The 14,876-nt window shown below is 61.4% G+C and carries 17 protein-coding genes; 14 read left to right on the plus strand and 3 right to left on the minus strand.

Annotated elements, in window-relative coordinates; translation table 11 throughout:
• Positions 1 to 313 precede the first annotated feature (313 nt).
• From AB4136_RS18275 to AB4136_RS18300, 6 genes are all read left to right on the plus strand, one after another.
• A complete protein-coding gene (locus AB4136_RS18275) occupies positions 314 to 1,807 on the plus strand; it encodes a leucyl aminopeptidase (RefSeq protein ID WP_024926187.1) in 1,494 nt (497 codons plus the stop codon).
• A gap of 4 nt (positions 1,808 to 1,811) precedes the next feature.
• Positions 1,812 to 2,261 carry a DNA polymerase III subunit chi gene (locus AB4136_RS18280; protein ID WP_024926188.1) on the plus strand — a complete coding sequence of 150 codons (450 nt, stop codon included), beginning with the start codon at positions 1,812 to 1,814 and terminating at the stop codon, positions 2,259 to 2,261.
• An 85-nt stretch (positions 2,262 to 2,346) separates the two neighbouring features.
• Positions 2,347 to 2,946, plus strand: a complete 600-nt coding sequence (locus AB4136_RS18285) for a hypothetical protein (protein ID WP_441931543.1) — start codon at positions 2,347 to 2,349, stop codon at positions 2,944 to 2,946.
• Between the two features lie 17 nt (positions 2,947 to 2,963).
• A complete protein-coding gene (locus AB4136_RS18290) occupies positions 2,964 to 3,818 on the plus strand; it encodes a 23S rRNA (adenine(2030)-N(6))-methyltransferase RlmJ (RefSeq protein WP_137901726.1) in 855 nt (284 codons plus the stop codon).
• 91 nt (positions 3,819 to 3,909) lie between these two features.
• On the plus strand, positions 3,910 to 4,347 hold the full coding sequence (locus AB4136_RS18295) for a hypothetical protein (RefSeq protein ID WP_024926191.1): 438 nt from the start codon (positions 3,910 to 3,912) through the stop codon (positions 4,345 to 4,347).
• 134 nt (positions 4,348 to 4,481) lie between these two features.
• Positions 4,482 to 5,078 carry a glutathione S-transferase family protein gene (locus tag AB4136_RS18300; protein ID WP_024926192.1) on the plus strand — a complete coding sequence of 199 codons (597 nt, stop codon included), beginning with the start codon at positions 4,482 to 4,484 and terminating at the stop codon, positions 5,076 to 5,078.
• 126 nt (positions 5,079 to 5,204) lie between these two features.
• On the opposite strand, the gene AB4136_RS18305 is transcribed toward AB4136_RS18300, so the two are convergent.
• Entirely contained in the window at positions 5,205 to 5,867 is a 663-nt protein-coding gene (locus tag AB4136_RS18305; RefSeq protein ID WP_024926193.1) for an outer membrane protein, read from the minus strand.
• 396 nt (positions 5,868 to 6,263) lie between these two features.
• On the opposite strand from AB4136_RS18305, the gene AB4136_RS18310 reads away from it, so the two are divergent.
• The 5 genes from AB4136_RS18310 (at position 6,264) to AB4136_RS18330 (ending at position 10,502) form a co-directional block, all read left to right on the plus strand.
• Positions 6,264 to 7,031 carry an SDR family oxidoreductase gene (locus tag AB4136_RS18310; protein WP_024926194.1) on the plus strand — a complete coding sequence of 256 codons (768 nt, stop codon included), beginning with the start codon at positions 6,264 to 6,266 and terminating at the stop codon, positions 7,029 to 7,031.
• The gene (gene uvrC / locus AB4136_RS18315; RefSeq protein ID WP_024926195.1) at positions 7,028 to 9,076 is read left to right on the plus strand and encodes an excinuclease ABC subunit UvrC; all 2,049 of its coding nucleotides are present in this window, start codon (positions 7,028 to 7,030) and stop codon (positions 9,074 to 9,076) included. The genes AB4136_RS18310 and uvrC overlap by 4 nt, the downstream gene beginning before the upstream one ends.
• A 103-nt stretch (positions 9,077 to 9,179) precedes the next feature.
• A complete protein-coding gene (pgsA, locus tag AB4136_RS18320) occupies positions 9,180 to 9,767 on the plus strand; it encodes a CDP-diacylglycerol--glycerol-3-phosphate 3-phosphatidyltransferase (protein ID WP_024926196.1) in 588 nt (195 codons plus the stop codon).
• 11 nt (positions 9,768 to 9,778) lie between these two features.
• Entirely contained in the window at positions 9,779 to 10,030 is a 252-nt protein-coding gene (moaD, locus tag AB4136_RS18325; protein WP_137901725.1) for a molybdopterin converting factor subunit 1, read from the plus strand.
• 4 nt (positions 10,031 to 10,034) lie between these two features.
• Positions 10,035 to 10,502 (plus strand): molybdenum cofactor biosynthesis protein MoaE, encoded by a 468-nt coding sequence (locus AB4136_RS18330; RefSeq protein ID WP_024926198.1) that lies wholly within the window; start codon positions 10,035 to 10,037, stop codon positions 10,500 to 10,502.
• 140 nt (positions 10,503 to 10,642) lie between these two features.
• Here the strand turns inward: AB4136_RS18330 and ndk are convergent, their stop codons facing one another.
• Both ndk and AB4136_RS18340 read right to left on the minus strand, forming a co-directional pair.
• The gene (ndk, locus tag AB4136_RS18335; protein WP_024926199.1) at positions 10,643 to 11,065 is read right to left on the minus strand and encodes a nucleoside-diphosphate kinase; all 423 of its coding nucleotides are present in this window, start codon (positions 11,063 to 11,065) and stop codon (positions 10,643 to 10,645) included.
• 83 nt (positions 11,066 to 11,148) lie between these two features.
• Positions 11,149 to 11,841 carry a glutathione S-transferase family protein gene (locus AB4136_RS18340; RefSeq protein WP_024926200.1) on the minus strand — a complete coding sequence of 231 codons (693 nt, stop codon included), beginning with the start codon at positions 11,839 to 11,841 and terminating at the stop codon, positions 11,149 to 11,151.
• A 73-nt stretch (positions 11,842 to 11,914) separates the two neighbouring features.
• Between AB4136_RS18340 and AB4136_RS18345 the strand changes: the two genes are divergently transcribed.
• The 3 genes from AB4136_RS18345 (at position 11,915) to AB4136_RS18355 (ending at position 14,839) form a co-directional block, all read left to right on the plus strand.
• Positions 11,915 to 12,424: a DinB family protein gene (locus tag AB4136_RS18345; RefSeq protein WP_024926201.1), complete on the plus strand. Its 510-nt coding sequence runs from the start codon at positions 11,915 to 11,917 to the stop codon at positions 12,422 to 12,424.
• Between the two features lie 354 nt (positions 12,425 to 12,778).
• A complete protein-coding gene (locus AB4136_RS18350) occupies positions 12,779 to 13,372 on the plus strand; it encodes a hypothetical protein (RefSeq protein ID WP_441931544.1) in 594 nt (197 codons plus the stop codon).
• A 201-nt stretch (positions 13,373 to 13,573) separates the two neighbouring features.
• On the plus strand, positions 13,574 to 14,839 hold the full coding sequence (locus AB4136_RS18355; protein ID WP_024926203.1) for an MFS transporter: 1,266 nt from the start codon (positions 13,574 to 13,576) through the stop codon (positions 14,837 to 14,839).
• The last annotated feature ends 37 nt before the right edge of the window (positions 14,840 to 14,876 follow it).

Raw genomic sequence — 14,876 nt, forward strand, 5'->3', positions numbered from 1 at the left:
CACAACCGGCCTGATTTGGTTCCGTTTCAAGTCATCGTATCCCGTGAGCCGAGTCTGGTCGGCAATGGATAAGAAAAGGCGAAGAGGCATGGTTAACGACAAGCTCAGCCAGACATTTGTGCAATGCACAGTCGAACGTCAAGTGTCCGGTGCGGTCAAATCGTCTCGTCGGCATTGATGGTCCCCGCAGCCAACAGCTGTTGACCTATGGGCTCTCTTCATTACGCCAACCTTGCGCTGGCCAGTCTTGCCAAACGTCCCAAAAGCGCGAAATGTCGCAACTCGCTTCGAACAGAAAATCACGCAGGATCTCATGGCCGCCAGATACTCCATCGCCTTTTCCAAATTTGCTGCCGTGAAAAAAGGTGCGGTCTTCGTCCTGTCGGCGGAGGACGCCGGAATTTCGGAAACCGGCAAAGCACACGATCCTGCCAACACGCTTGCGCGGGCGCTGCCAATTGCCGACTTCTCCGGTAAATTTGGCTCTGTCGCCGAGGTGCTGGCACCTGAAGGTGCAGAAATCGGTCGATTGGCAGTGATCGGCGTCGGCAAGATATCGGCGCTGGACGAATATGCCTGGATGAAGCTTGGCGGGCAGATAGCGGCCTCGCTGCGCAAGGCGGAAGAAGTGGCGATCATACTCGATCTGCCCGGCGTGGAAGTTGGCGCAGCCGAAGCGGCCGGCCTGGCTGCCGGCATTCTTCTGCGCGGCTACTCCTTTGACAAATACAAGACGAAGAAGGGGGACGACGCCAAGGACGATAGCAAGGCTCCGGTGAAGATCACCATCCAGCTCTCGCATCCGAGTGCCGCCAAGAAGGCGTTTGCGGAAATCGAAGCCGTCGTGGACGGCGTGTGCCTGGCGCGCGACCTGGTCAACGAGCCGGCCAATATTCTGGGGCCGGTGGAATTCGCTGACCGGGCCAAGGAGCTGGAAGCGCTCGGCGTCAAGGTCGAAATCCTGGCCGAGAAGGAGATGAAAAAGCTCGGTATGGGATCCTTGCTCGGCGTCGCGCAGGGGTCGCCACGTGGCGCACGCCTGGCTGTGCTGCAATGGAATGGCGGCAAAGCCAAGGACAAGCCGGTGGCATTTGTCGGCAAGGGCGTGACCTTCGATACGGGTGGCAACTCGATGAAGCCGGCCTCCGGAATGGAGGAGATGAAGGGCGACATGGGCGGTGCCGCTGCCGTGACCGGCCTTATGCATGCACTGGCCGCCCGCAAAGCCAAGGCCAATGTGGTCGGCATTCTCGGCCTGGTGGAAAACAGCGTGGATGGCCATGCCCAGCGGCCGGGCGATATCGTCACCTCGATGTCGGGCCAGACCATCGAAGTGCTCAACACCGACGCGGAAGGCCGTCTCGTTCTGGCCGACGCGCTCTGGTATTGCAATGATCGCTTTCATCCCAAGCTGATCGTCGACCTCGCGACACTCACCGGAGCGATCATGGTGGCGCTTGGCCAGCATCATGCCGGGCTCTTCGCCAATGATGATGAACTTGCCAACCGGTTGCTGCAGGCGGGCACGGTCACGCAGGAAAAGCTCTGGCGCATGCCGCTCGGTTCCGAATACGACAAGCTGCTGGACTCAAAAAATGCCGATATGAAGAACATCGGCGGACGCTATGGCGGCGCCATTACGGCCGCGCAGTTTCTCCAGCGTTTCATCAAGGAGACCCCTTGGGCTCATCTGGACATTGCCGGTACGGCCATGGGGGCACCCTCCAGCGAGATCAATCAGTCCTGGGGATCGGGGTTCGGCGTCAGGCTTCTCGACCGGTTCGTGCGCGATAACTACGAAGGCTGAGTTCTTGGCCGAGGTTCTCTTTTATCACCTGACGGAATCGACGCTGGAGGAGGCGCTGCCAGGCCTGCTGGAGCGAAGTGTCGACCGCGGCTGGCGCGTCGTCGTGCAAACAGGCAGCGAAGAGCGTCGCGACGCGTTGGATCAGCACCTGTGGACTTTCCGCGACGACGCCTTCCTTGCGCATGCGACGGACCATGAAGCCCATCCCGCGGAGCAGCCGATCTTGCTAACTACCGGAGGGGCAAATCCAAACGGCGCGCAAATCCGTTTCCTGGTCGATGGTGCCTTGCCGCCTGATCTGTCGGGTTATGACCGAGCGGTCTTCCTGTTTGACGGGCACGATGCAGGGCAGGTGGAAGCCGCTCGCATGCATTGGAAAGACATGAAGGCGGCTGAGCATACCGTGACTTACTGGCAGCAGACCGCCGACCGGCGCTGGGAGCGAAAGGCGTGACCCGTTGAGTGGGTGAGTGCCTGCCTAGGCGCTTCCAGCAGCTCACCAAACGCTCTAAGGACACTCCATGCGCGCGTTCTTTCTGTTGATCATCGCTGTCGGTATTGCTCTCGGCCTTATTTATCCGTGGGCGGTCCGGAATTTTTCCGGGGACGCGATCGGTACCTGGAGTGTCTATGAAAATGGCCGCTTCAAGCCGGTTTCGGTGCCCCTGAAAGCCGACAACGGACCGGTGCGGATGTTGGTCGACCTGACAACCAATGCCGATCGCATCAATGCTTTTGACCGCACTGTGTTGACCCTTACAGCTGCTGTCGGAGGTCGCACGGTGCTCGCCAAGACGTTGCATTTCAGCGGCAACCCGACGCCACGTGAGCAGAGCCCGCAACTCACGGACAAGATCTTTCGCGAAGAGGTCGGACCATTCGATGTCGAGAAGCCCGGTGTCTACGTGTTCACCATCGGACCAGGCGACGCCGACAATATCCAGATCAAATCGGTCAGTCTCAATCTGCGCGCCGGCGCTGCGGTTCCGGATGAGAGAGGCAGCCAGATCGGATTCGGCATGATCGGAGTTGGTATCGTTGGCTTGATGCTGGCGATCCGCCTGGGCGGTCCGCGACGACCCAACGACCCGGACATGCCACCCAAGCCGCGCTGGGGCAGGGCGGGAAGCTCCGCTTGAGGTCATGAACTGAAGCCATGAACTATCGCCACGTCTATCATGCCGGAAATTTCGCTGACGTCGTCAAGCATGTCGTGCTGACGCGCCTGATCGAATATCTGAAACGCAAGGACAAAGCCTTCCGTGTCATGGATACGCATGCAGGCATCGGGCTCTACGATCTCTCGTCGACGGAAGCGCAGAAGACCGGCGAGTGGCGGGACGGCATTGGACGGCTGGCCGGCATCGATGCCGGTGCGGAGGTGGTGGCGTCGCTCGCGCCGTATCTCGACGCGGTGCGTGCCTGCAATCCCCAGGCAGGCCTGCAGTTCTATCCCGGTTCGCCATTGATCGCGCGGCACCTTTTGCGCAAGCAGGATCGCCTGACGGCCATCGAATTGCACCCGCAAGACGCGGTTCGCCTGAAGAGCCGTTTCGAAGGCGATTTTCAAACGCGCATTATCGAACTGGACGGTTGGCTGGCACTCGGCGCGCGTCTGCCGCCCAAGGAAAAACGGGGCCTGGTGCTGATTGACCCGCCTTTCGAGCAGGAGGGTGAGTTCGATCGTCTCTCGGACGGGGTAATCAAGGCCTACGGGCGCTGGCCGGGTGGCGTCTACGCGCTCTGGTATCCGATCAAGGATCGGCGCTCGATCGCGGATTTCCGCCAGCGTCTGGCAGAGTCCGGCATGGCCAGGGTGCTCGACGTCGTTTTCGAGGCCCGGCCGGATTCCAACGGCGAGAGGCTGGACGGCACCGGGCTTGTGGTGGTGAACCCGCCATTCACGCTGGAAGCGGAGTTGCGTTTGCTGCTGCCGGTCCTAACAGCGGCCATGGCGGAGCCGCGAGCGGCCGGCTGGCGGCTCGACTGGTTAGCGCGCGACGACGGCTAGATCGCCGATTTGATCGAAGTCGGTTCACTCCCAGCTTGACCGCCTCGCGGCAAATTCGCACAGTGCCGCCGATCATGAAGAGAGGCGTCCCATGACTCGCTCCATCAAACTTCTTCTCGCAAGCCTGATTGGTCTGAGTTCTGTCTCCGTCGGGGCGCCCGTGGCGCAAGCGGCGGATCTTTCGCATTACTCCGGCGATCCAGGCGTTTGCGGCGAGGCGTGGGTGCTCAATAAGATCACCAGCCGCTTCGCTTATCAGGTGCGCCACGTTCCGCATCTGCCCAATGTCCAGATCACCGATTTCCGCCGCATCAATGAGCGGCGCTATCTGCCGGCGGAAGAAGAGTGGCCGATCGGCCGTCGCTATTGCAACGCCAAGGTCGCGCTTTCCGACGGGCGCGAACGGACCATCTGGTATCTGATCGAAGAAGGGCAGGGCTTCGCGGGCATTGGCGACAATGTCGAATTCTGCGTTTCGGGCTTCGACCGCTGGATGGTCTATAACGGCGCCTGCCGCGTCCTTCGTTAGGCCGTCCGGCTTCTTGCGCTGGGTTGCAATCTTGATTGTCACCTGAACTGGTCTTGTTTATCCACGAGGCCTGTTCATCTTCCATGCCAGTAGGCGCCAGGCTGAAACAGCATGTGTGCCGCGACGAGGAAATCATGCCCAGTCTGCTCTATGCCTCAGCCTCGCCCTACAGCGCCAAGGTGCGCATGGCCGCGCTCTATGCCGGCATCGCCATCGACCTGAAACCGACCAAAACCGACGAGCAGCCCGCCGACCTTCTTGTCGCCAACCCGCTCGGCAAGATCCCGGTTCTGGTGCTGGATGATGGCAAGGCCGTCCATGACAGCCGCGTCATCACCCAATATCTCAACAGGTTGTCGAAAAACGCGCTGTTCCCGCGCAATGCCGAAAAGCGCACGGAGGCGGAAGCCTTGGAAGCGCTTGCTGACGGCATTTGCGATTCGGCCCTGTCGATGGTCTATGAGCGCCGTTTCCGGCCCGAAGACCAGATTTCGCAACCTTGGCTCGACAAGCAGTGGGCAAAGATCACGCGGGCGCTGGATCTGCTCAATGCAAATCCACCCAAGCTGCCGACGAAGATCACCGTCGGCCAGATGGCCCTTCGCGCAACGCTGGGTTATCTCGCGCTGCGTTTCGCCGGCAAATGGGAGAAGGGGCGTGGGAGGTTGGTGCGCTGGGCGTCGCGCTTCGACGAGAAGTTTCCCGAACTGAAGGGCTGCGTGCCGTCCTGATCCGAGACAGAGCGGCATCGCTCTGCCTGACTGAGGGCATTTGCTCCGCTCAATTCGCCTTTGGACACCAGATACAAAAAAGCCGGGCGAAACGCCCGGCTTTTTGCAGTTTCGATCGGAAGCCGATCAGAACTTCATACCGACACCGAACTGGATGCGGTTGTCGCTGTCCTTGACCTTGCCGATGTTGTCGAAGGTCTTGGAGCCGTAGTCGGTGTAGCGATACTCGACGCGACCGAAGACGTTGTCGGTCAGCTTGATGTCAGTGCCGACGCCGGCAGTCCAGCCGAGCATCGCCTTGCTGTCGCTGACACCGGCGAGCTGGTCGGTGACCTTCAGCTTCTCAGCCGCGCCACCTGCCGTACCGTAGAGCAGGATGTTCGGGCTGACCGAATAGCCGAGACGGGCGCGCAGCGAGCCTTCGAGACCCGACTTCGCCTTGAAGTCATTGCTGGAGCCCTTGGTGCCGTTGTAGCCGAGGTCGCCCTCGACGCCGTACACGAAGTTGTCCTGCTGCCAGTTGTAGCCGGCGAAAGCGCCGCCAACGAAGCCGTTCTTGTTGATGCGGGTGTCCTGGTCCTCAAGGCGGGTGCGGCCCGAGAAGCCGTAGCCGAGATTCACACCGGCATAGGCGCCGGCCCAGGAAGCGACGGGCAGTTCGGCGACAGGTGCCGGAGCCGGCGGCTCTTCCGAAACGACGTCCGCGGCGAAGGCGGGAACGGTGCCGACGAGAGCCAGCAACCCGAGTGCTGCAACGGCCGGCCGCGCGAATTTGTGGTTGATATGCATAGTTCTTACTCCATAAAGCCACAGACGCTGGCTTGTTCGTCGTGATACGTGATCCGCCGGGGGGATAAACGGATCAGGCGTTCAACGGTTCCGGAATTTGGTCGGCAAATGCGGCGGAAGCGAACCTGAAACTGGGTCATTCCCCGGCGCCAATGAGGCTGAACCGTGACGTTGCACTAGTGCAACAAAGTTGTCAGGAGCGTTGTGCCCAAGCACCGCTGTCCGGCTTGGTGCAAGGGGTTGCGGTCCCTATATTGGCCGTTCCATGAACTGCCCGGGTCCGAGTCGAGACCCCCAACGGGAGCGACTTGACACAATGCTGCCACATGAACGAACGGCATTTTACCTTTTTTGCCGGCTGTATCGGGCGCAAGCCGCTTACAGCAAGGAGGCCCGATGACAACCGCGGCCATTGGAACGGCTCTCGTCACCGGCGGAGCGAAGCGGATCGGCAGGGCGATCGTCGAAGACCTGGCTGCGAACGGATTCGCTGTCGCCATTCATTGCAACCGCTCGCGCGCGGACGCGGAAACCCTCGCTGCCGATATCGTTGCCAGTGGCGGTCGCGCCGCTGTCGTTTCAGCCGACTTGACCGATATGGATGCGGTGGGCGGTCTGATCGATGCGGCAGCCGAAAAGCTCGGACCGGTCGACCTTCTGGTCAACAATGCATCTCTATTCGAAGAAGACACGATCGAGAATTTCGACTGGGCAGGTTGGGACAGGCATTTTGCCGTCCACGTAAAGGCGCCCGCGCTTCTTGCGCAGCGATTCGCCAGTGCTTTGCCGGCGGGTCGCGAAGGGTTGGTCGTCAACGTGATCGACCAGCGTGTCTGGCGGCCAACGCCGCGCTATTTTTCCTACGCGCTATCGAAGTCAGCATTGTGGGCGGCCACCCAGACATTGGCGCAGGCCCTCGCGCCGCGCATCCGCGTCAACGCGATTGGGCCGGGGCCGACGCTGAAGGGCGCGCGTCAGAACGACCGTGATTTCCAGACGCAGCTCGATGGGGTGTTGTTGAAGCGTGGCCCGACGCTTGGCGAATTTGGCGCGACGATACGATATCTGTGGGGTGTGCGCTCGGTGACCGGGCAGATGATCGCATTGGATGGCGGCCAGCATCTGGCCTGGCAGACACCTGATGTGGCAGGCGTGGTGGAATGAGTTCCGGCAAACAAAAAAACGGACATGCGGCGGGCGAGGACCTGCCCGACGTCGATCTGGACGATGAAGACAGCGGCGAACTGGAGGTAACGCCGTCCGGTCCCGAGCTTGCATTCACGACAGTCGACTGGACGCAGCATGCCGGCGACACCGAAGGCATGGTGGGTGCCGAGGTCATCCAGACGCTCGTAAAGCGCCTGCCAAACGCGCCGGGCGTCTACCGGATGATGAACACCGCCGGCGACGTGCTCTATGTCGGCAAGGCGCGCAGCCTGAAGAAGCGCGTCACCCAATATGCGCAAGGCCGCTTTCACACCAACCGCATCGGCCGGATGGTGCGCGAGACGGCGACGATGGAATTCGTCGTCACCCGCACCGAAATCGAAGCGCTGTTGTTGGAAGCCAATCTTATCAAGAGATTGCGGCCGCGCTTTAACGTCCTTTTGCGCGACGACAAATCGTTTCCGTATATCTTGCTCACCGGCGACCATGCATCGCCCGGCATCTACAAGCATCGCGGCGCGCGCTCGCGCAAGGGCGACTATTTCGGCCCGTTCGCCTCGGCGCAGGCGGTGGGGCGCACCATCAATTCGCTGCAGCGAGCTTTTTTGCTCAGGAGCTGCACCGATTCTTTCTACGAGAACCGCACGCGGCCCTGCCTGCTCTATCAGATCAAGCGCTGCGCCGGGCCGTGCACCGGCGAGATATCGCAAACCGGTTATGCCGAGCTGGTCGATGAGGCGAAGGGTTTCCTGTCCGGTCGCAGCCAGAAGGTGAAGACCGAGATTTCCGCCGCCATGCAGGTGGCCGCCGAAAATCTCGATTTCGAGCATGCCGCGATCTACCGCGATAGGCTGGCGGCGCTGGCCCATGTGCAGAGCCATCAAGGCATCAATCCGCAATCGGTGGAAGAAGCCGACGTCTTCGCCATCCATCAGGAGGGCGGTCAGGTCTGCATCCAGGTTTTCTTCTTCCGCACCGGCCAGAACTGGGGCAACCGCGCCTATTTCCCAAAGGCCGATCCTGCCATGGAAGCCGCCGAAGTGCTGGGCTCTTTCCTCGCCCAGTTCTATGACGACAAGCCGACGCCGCGCACGGTGCTGCTTTCGCATGCTGTGGACGAGCAGGAATTGCTCGCCGAGGCACTTTCCACCCGCGCCGGCCGCAAGGTGTCGATCTCAGTGCCGCAACGCGGCGAGAAGAAGGATCTGACCGACCACGCCTTGCAGAATGCGCGCGAGGCGCTGGGCCGTCGCCTCGCCGAAACCTCGACGCAGGCAAGGCTACTGGCCGGTTTCGCCGAGACGTTCGGGCTCGAGAAGCCACCCGTGCGCATCGAGGTCTACGACAACTCGCACATCATGGGCACCAACGCCGTCGGCGCCATGGTCGTCGCCGGTCCGGAAGGTTTTGTCAAAAACCAGTATCGCAAGTTCAACATCCGCTCGACCGAGATCACCCCCGGCGACGATTTCGGCATGATGCGCGAGGTGATGGAGCGCCGCTTCTCGCGCCTGATCAAGGAACATGGCGACGAGCCGGCGGGCGAAGGGGATGCCGAGCCGGACGACATCGTCTCCGCCAGTTTCCCGGCCTGGCCGGATGTAATCCTGATCGACGGTGGCCAAGGCCAGATGTCGGCCGTGCGCAAGATTCTCGCCGATCTCGGCATACAGGATCGTGTCGTGGCCATCGGCGTTGCCAAGGGCCAGGACCGCGAGGCCGGCCGCGAACGGTTTTTTGCCGAGGGCAAGCCATCCTTCACGCTGCCGGTGCGCGATCCCGTGCTCTATTTCATCCAGCGCCTGCGCGACGAGGCGCACCGTTTCGCCATCGGCTCGCATCGCGCCCGCCGCAAGAAGGAGATGGTGAAGAGCCCGCTCGACGAGATCGCCGGCATCGGCCCTGGCCGCAAGCGCGCGCTGCTGCTGCATTTCGGTACTGCCAAGGCGGTCAGCCGCGCCGCAATCGAGGACCTGATGACCGTCGACGGTATCTCGGAACAGGTCGCACGACTTGTTTACAATCATTTTCACGAGAATTGACTGGCCCAGCGCGCTTTTGCGCTGGCCATACGATTTTCGGCGGTTGACCCCTGATATCGGCTTCTGATTTGAGTACGCAGGCAAAAAGGAAAACCTGGGCCGCATGGCAAGACGCGCATTCAACCTCCCGAATATGCTCACTTATGCCCGCATCGTCGCGGTGCCGATGGTCGTGGTGTGCTTTTTCCTCGAAGGCCATCTGAAATCGAGCGATTTCGCCCGTTGGCTGGCTCTGGCGATCTTCCTTGCCGCCTCCATCACCGATTATTTCGACGGCTATCTGGCGCGCGCCTGGCAACAGACTTCCAACATCGGCAAGATGCTGGACCCGATTGCCGACAAACTTCTGGTCTCGACCTGTCTGCTTCTGCTCGCCGCCGACGATGAGGGCATCGCCGGCTGGTCGCTTTGGGCAGCGATCATCATCCTGTGCCGCGAGATTCTCGTCTCGGGCCTGCGCGAATATCTGGCCGCGCTGAAGGTTTCCGTGCCGGTCACGCAGCTCGCCAAGTGGAAGACGGCGATCCAGATGGTGGCGATCGCCTTCCTTTTGGCCGGGCCTGCCGGCGACAAGATTTTCCCCTTCACCACCCAGACCGGGCTGGTGCTGCTCTGGATCGCGGCCGTGGTGACGCTCTATACTGGCTACGATTATTTCCGCGCCGGCTTGAAGCATATCGTCGACGAATAGCGGGAAGGGCGATGAAGCTCATCTATTTCGCCTGGGTGCGCGAGCGCATCGGCAAGTCCGAGGAAGACGTCGATCTGCCGGGCGACGTGACGACGGTGGCCGAACTGCTGACCTGGCTGAAATCGCGCGGCGAGGAATATGAAAACGCCTTGCGGCATCCGCGCTCCATCCGCGTCGCCATCAATCAGGAACATGTCGAGCACGGCGAGAGAATCGCGGGGGCACGAGAGATCGCGCTGTTCCCGCCGATGACCGGGGGGTGAGGCCGTGGCCGATCCCGTCCAACCGAAAATCAAAATCCAGGCGCAGGACTTCGATATCGCCGCCGAGATCGGGGAACTGACCGCGGGGCGTGCTGACATTGGCGCGGTCGTCACTTTTTCGGGCCTCTGCCGCGATGAGGCTGGCGCGCTGGTTGCCCTGGAACTCGAGCACTATCCTGGCATGGCGGAAGCCGAGATCGGCCGCATCGCGGTCGAGGCCATCGGCCGGTGGCCACTGCAGGGGCTCACCGTCATTCATCGCCACGGCAGGATCCGGCCGGGTGAGAACATCGTCCTGGTGGTGACGGCGTCGGCGCATCGGCTGGCTGCCTTCGAGGCCGCCAATTTCCTGATGGACTATTTGAAATCGCGCGCGCCCTTCTGGAAGAAGGAACATCGCGCTGACGGCTCCGACGGCGGCTGGGTCGAAGCCAAGGACAGTGACGAGGCGGCGGCTGCGCGCTGGCGTTGACTGACTGCTGGGCGCTCGGTTGCCTGGATCAATCGACCAAGGGCGGCGATCAGGGCTGGGCAATGGAAAAATGAAAAAGCCGGGCAGGGTGCCCGGCTTTTTCGTCGAGAGGCAAGCCTCGTGTCCGAGGCCTATCGGTATCAGCCGACGATTTCGGTGCCCGAGAACCAGTAGGCGATCTCTTCGGCAGCAGTTTCCGGCGCGTCCGAGCCGTGCACCGAGTTCTCGCCGATCGACAGTGCGTGTACCTTGCGGATGGTGCCTTCGGCGGCGTTGGCCGGGTTGGTGGCGCCCATCACTTCGCGGTTCTTGGCGATGGCGTTGTCGCCTTCCAGAACCTGCACGATCGTCGGGCCCGACGACATGAATTCGGTCAGTTCGCCAAAGAAGGGGCGGTCCTTGTGGACGGCGTAGAAGCCCTGGGCTTCGCGCAGGCTCATCCAGACGCGGCGCGATGCGACGACGCGCAGGCCGGCGTCCTCGAGCATCTTGGTGATGGCGCCCGTGAGGTTACGCTTGGTGGCATCCGGCTTGATCATCGAGAAGGTGCGTTCGATCGCCATGGGTCGTCCTTTGGTGATGGGGATTGAGGTGTGGCGGGCTCTATACAGGCCGTCCGACGCATTGCCAAGGGGAAGAGAGGCAGTCAGGCCGCCGCGGGAACGCCGGCACCCAACCCGCCGAACAGACCGAGGCAACGGCGGAACCATTCGTCGATCGGATCGTCGTGGTCGAGCAGCGAATAGGGCGAACTCACGCGCGCCCATTGCAGCGCGCCAAAGACGATATAGTCGGCAAACAAAGGCGAGTGCCCACCAAGATAGGGCTGGTAGGAAAGCGTGCTGCGCAGGGGTTCCAGGGAGGCCCTGAACGCGCCGAGGCCTGCGTCGCGCGCAGCGGAAACATCTTCGAGCCGCTTGCCCAGTCGTGCTTCGCGGCTGCTGCGGAAATAGGGCACATTGCGCTCATCCTGCATCTGGAAGATGTCGAACACGATGGCGGTGGTGATGAACGGGTGCATGGTGATCTGTGTCCAGCGCTCGACGAAGCGAGCCATCGCCTTGCCGCCTTCGCCGCCGAAAAGCGTCGGCCTGTCCGGATAGGCCCCTTCGAGGTGGAGAGCGATTGCGAAGGAATCCGCCACAGCCCGGTCACCGTCGCGGATAACCGGAACGGTCTTGGACAGTCCATTTTCGACCTGGGCGATATCGAGGAAGCGGGTCGGAAGCGTTTCGAACGCCAGTCCCTTGTGGGCGAGCGCCATTTTCGCCTTCCAGCAATGCGGGCTGTAGGGGAGCTTTTCGTCCCGGCCGACGAGATCGTAGAGCAAAATGGTCATGGCCTTGGCCTTTCGGACGTTCTAGAGCAGTTCCCGCATTCAGGCATTCCGTTGGCGGGAACCGAGGGTAGGGATGAAAAGGCATTTCATGATGTTCGCCGCCTATAATCAATGGGCCAACAACCGCCTCTACAACGCCGCCGCCGACCTGACCGACGAAGAATTCAACCGCAACACCGGCGCTTTCTTCGGTTCGATGATGGGCACGTTGAATCACCTGCTTGTCACGGACCGCATCTGGATGAAGCGTTTCACCGGTGAAGGCGACGCGCCGTCGGCACTCGATGCCATCATTCAAAAAGCCCTGCCGGCTCTGTGGGTGGCCCGCGAAACCGAAGACAAGCGTATTGTCGACTGGGTTGAACGACTGGGCGATGCGGATATCGCCGGCCGCTTTTCCTATCTGACGGCGGATATGCGGACAATCTCGCAGAGGCTGGCGCCGGCACTCGATCACGTTTTCAACCACCAGACGCACCACCGTGGGCAGGCTCACATGATCCTGACAGTTCTCGGACGCCCTTCCTTGTCTTTGGATCTCATGTATTTCCAGCGCGCAGAAGAAGGGCGCGCCTACGCGTAATCTTTACGCATGTTCTAATTTTCATATATAATAAAATTCGACGGCAATTGACCCGAAGTGGCAAACGCGTCGAAAGCTATAAATATTGAAACGTCAGCGTGTATTGTAGGTTCTGATATTCTCCTATCGTTTTGATTTCGTGCCGGCCATGAAGGCCATGCTGTCGACGAAGCGCGAAACCATAAGGAGGATGTTATGGCTAGTTTCGTAAAGAGTCTCGCCGGAACATTGGCGAGTGGTGCCGTAGTTGTTTGTCTGGCATTTCCGGCGAATGCCGCAAGTCTTGGCGTATCCGTCGGAGGATCTGGCGGTATTAACGCCGGTGTTGGCGCCTCTATCGGTGGGTCGGGCGGTGTGAACGCCGGACTTGGCGCTTCGGTTGGCGGTTCAAACGGTGTGAACGCCGGCGCCGGTGCCTCGGTCGGTGGAACCAGCGGTGTCAATGCGGGCGCGACGGCTTCCATCGGTGGTTCCAATGGCGTGAATGCCGGCGCTGGCGCCTCGGTCGGCGGCACGAATGGTGTCACTGCCGGTCTTGGTGCCTCCGTTGGCGGTACGAGTGGCGTGAACGCCGGTCTCGGCGCTTCGGTTGGCGGCACGAACGGTGTCACTGCCGGTCTGGGGGCTTCTGTCGGCGGAACTGGCGGCCTGGGCGTCGGAGTTGGCGTAGGGGCCGGTGGCGGCACGAGTACTCCTTCGAACCCGTCTGGACCGAGTTCTCCGCGCAACCCGCTGAGCCCGGTCGCGCCGAGCGGACCGATTGTCAGCAATCCGAGCAATCCGAGCACCGTCAATCCCAACAATCCGGCCGTGCCGCGGGCTATTGCCCAATTGTCCGGCACGCAATTGGCCAAGCTCAAGATCCGCTGCGCCGAGGTGTTGAGAAGCGGAAGCTATGACAGCGACCTGCATGCCTTGTGCCTGCTTCTGGGTAAGGTCAATCGCTGAACCATCGCATTTTCCTGTAACGGACGGCCCGCTTCGGCGGGCCGTTTCGTTGCCGGTCACAGCATTCGAGTTGGGCGGGACGACAAGTTGTCTGGCCTAAATGTTCCCTTCATGTTCTCCCTTGCGGATATCTGCGACCAATGCGAAGCGATGCGCAGTCGAGTTATTTTTCGGGCGATTTTTTCGGGGCATTGGGCATTCATGAACAGCTATTCCGAACAGACAGGCCGCCTGGTTGCCCTTTTGCTCATCGCCGGCTCAGGCATCGTCGCCATCGCCAAGGGCATGAGCCTTTCGTTTCTGGCGATCAGGTTGCAGCGTGATTTCGGATTGGGACCCGCCGGCATCGGTGCGCTGATCGGGATCGGACCGTTGCTTGGCGCGATGGTCAGTCCGCTCGCCGGCACGGTTTCGGATCGGCTGGGGCGCCGTATGGTGCTCGCCATCGCCATCTCCTTTGCCGGTCTCGGCATGATCGGGCTTGGCCTCGCCCAGTCCGTTGCGGCGTTCGCGCTCTCGCACATTGCCGCCTCGATCGCCGGTGCGGTCTACGAGCCGGTGTCGCGAGCGATGATGAGTGACGCGGCGCCCGAAAAATTGCGCCTCAAGGTCTTCTCGTGGCGATATCTCGCCATCAATGCCGGTTGGGCGATCGGCCCGATGATCGGGCTGGCGTTCGGCGCGACGTCCGATGTGCTTTTCGTCGTCGCAGGTGTCGTCCATCTGGGTTTTGGGGCGGTCATCTTTCTGTTCGTGCCGGAAATCGCAGCGAACACGGAAACCGCCGCTGAGCAGCGCGTTGGCGGCCTACGACGCCTGATTGGCGCGTTTCGCGACCAGCGGCTCATGTTTTTCGCCGGTGGCGGCACCTTGCTGGTCGCTGTCTACGGGCAGTGGTCGGTGCCGCTGTCGCAATACATCACCAAGGATTTCGCCAGGGGCGTTGAGATTTTCGCGTTGCTGGTCAGCACGAACGCCGCTGCCGTGCTCGTCACCAGCACGCCGGCGCGCCTCGTCATCGAGCGCATCGGAGCGCTGCGCGCACTCGTGCTCGGTTGCCTGATGTTCCTCATCGGAAATCTGGGCTTTGCAATGTCTTCCAGCGTCGAGATGCTCGTCGTTTCAATGATTGTCTTTACGATCGGCGAAGTTCTGGTCGTGCCGGCCGAGTATATGCTGGTCGACGGCATTTCCACGGCCGCCAATCGCGGCACCTATTTCGGCGCGCACTCGTTTTCTTCGATCGGCAATTTCTTTGGACCGCTGCTGGCTGGAATGGCGCTCGGCGCCTATGGCGGAACCGGTATGTTCCTGTTGTTCGCGCTGTTTTCGGCCGGCAGCGCATTGCTTTTCGCCATCGGCCACTCGCTGCCCCCGCCGCGCCCATTGGGTGCGGGCGTTACTGCCAAGAACCCTGACGCCGTCCTCGGTGACCTGTTGCGGGCCGGCCGCTTGGTCGGAACTTGAGCCGGTCGTTGCCCGCCAGGCCAACTGGCACTGCCTC

Origin of the sequence: Mesorhizobium sp. 2RAF21 (genome assembly GCF_052115345.1) — a bacterium.
Lineage (GTDB): Bacteria > Pseudomonadota > Alphaproteobacteria > Rhizobiales > Rhizobiaceae > Mesorhizobium > Mesorhizobium terrae.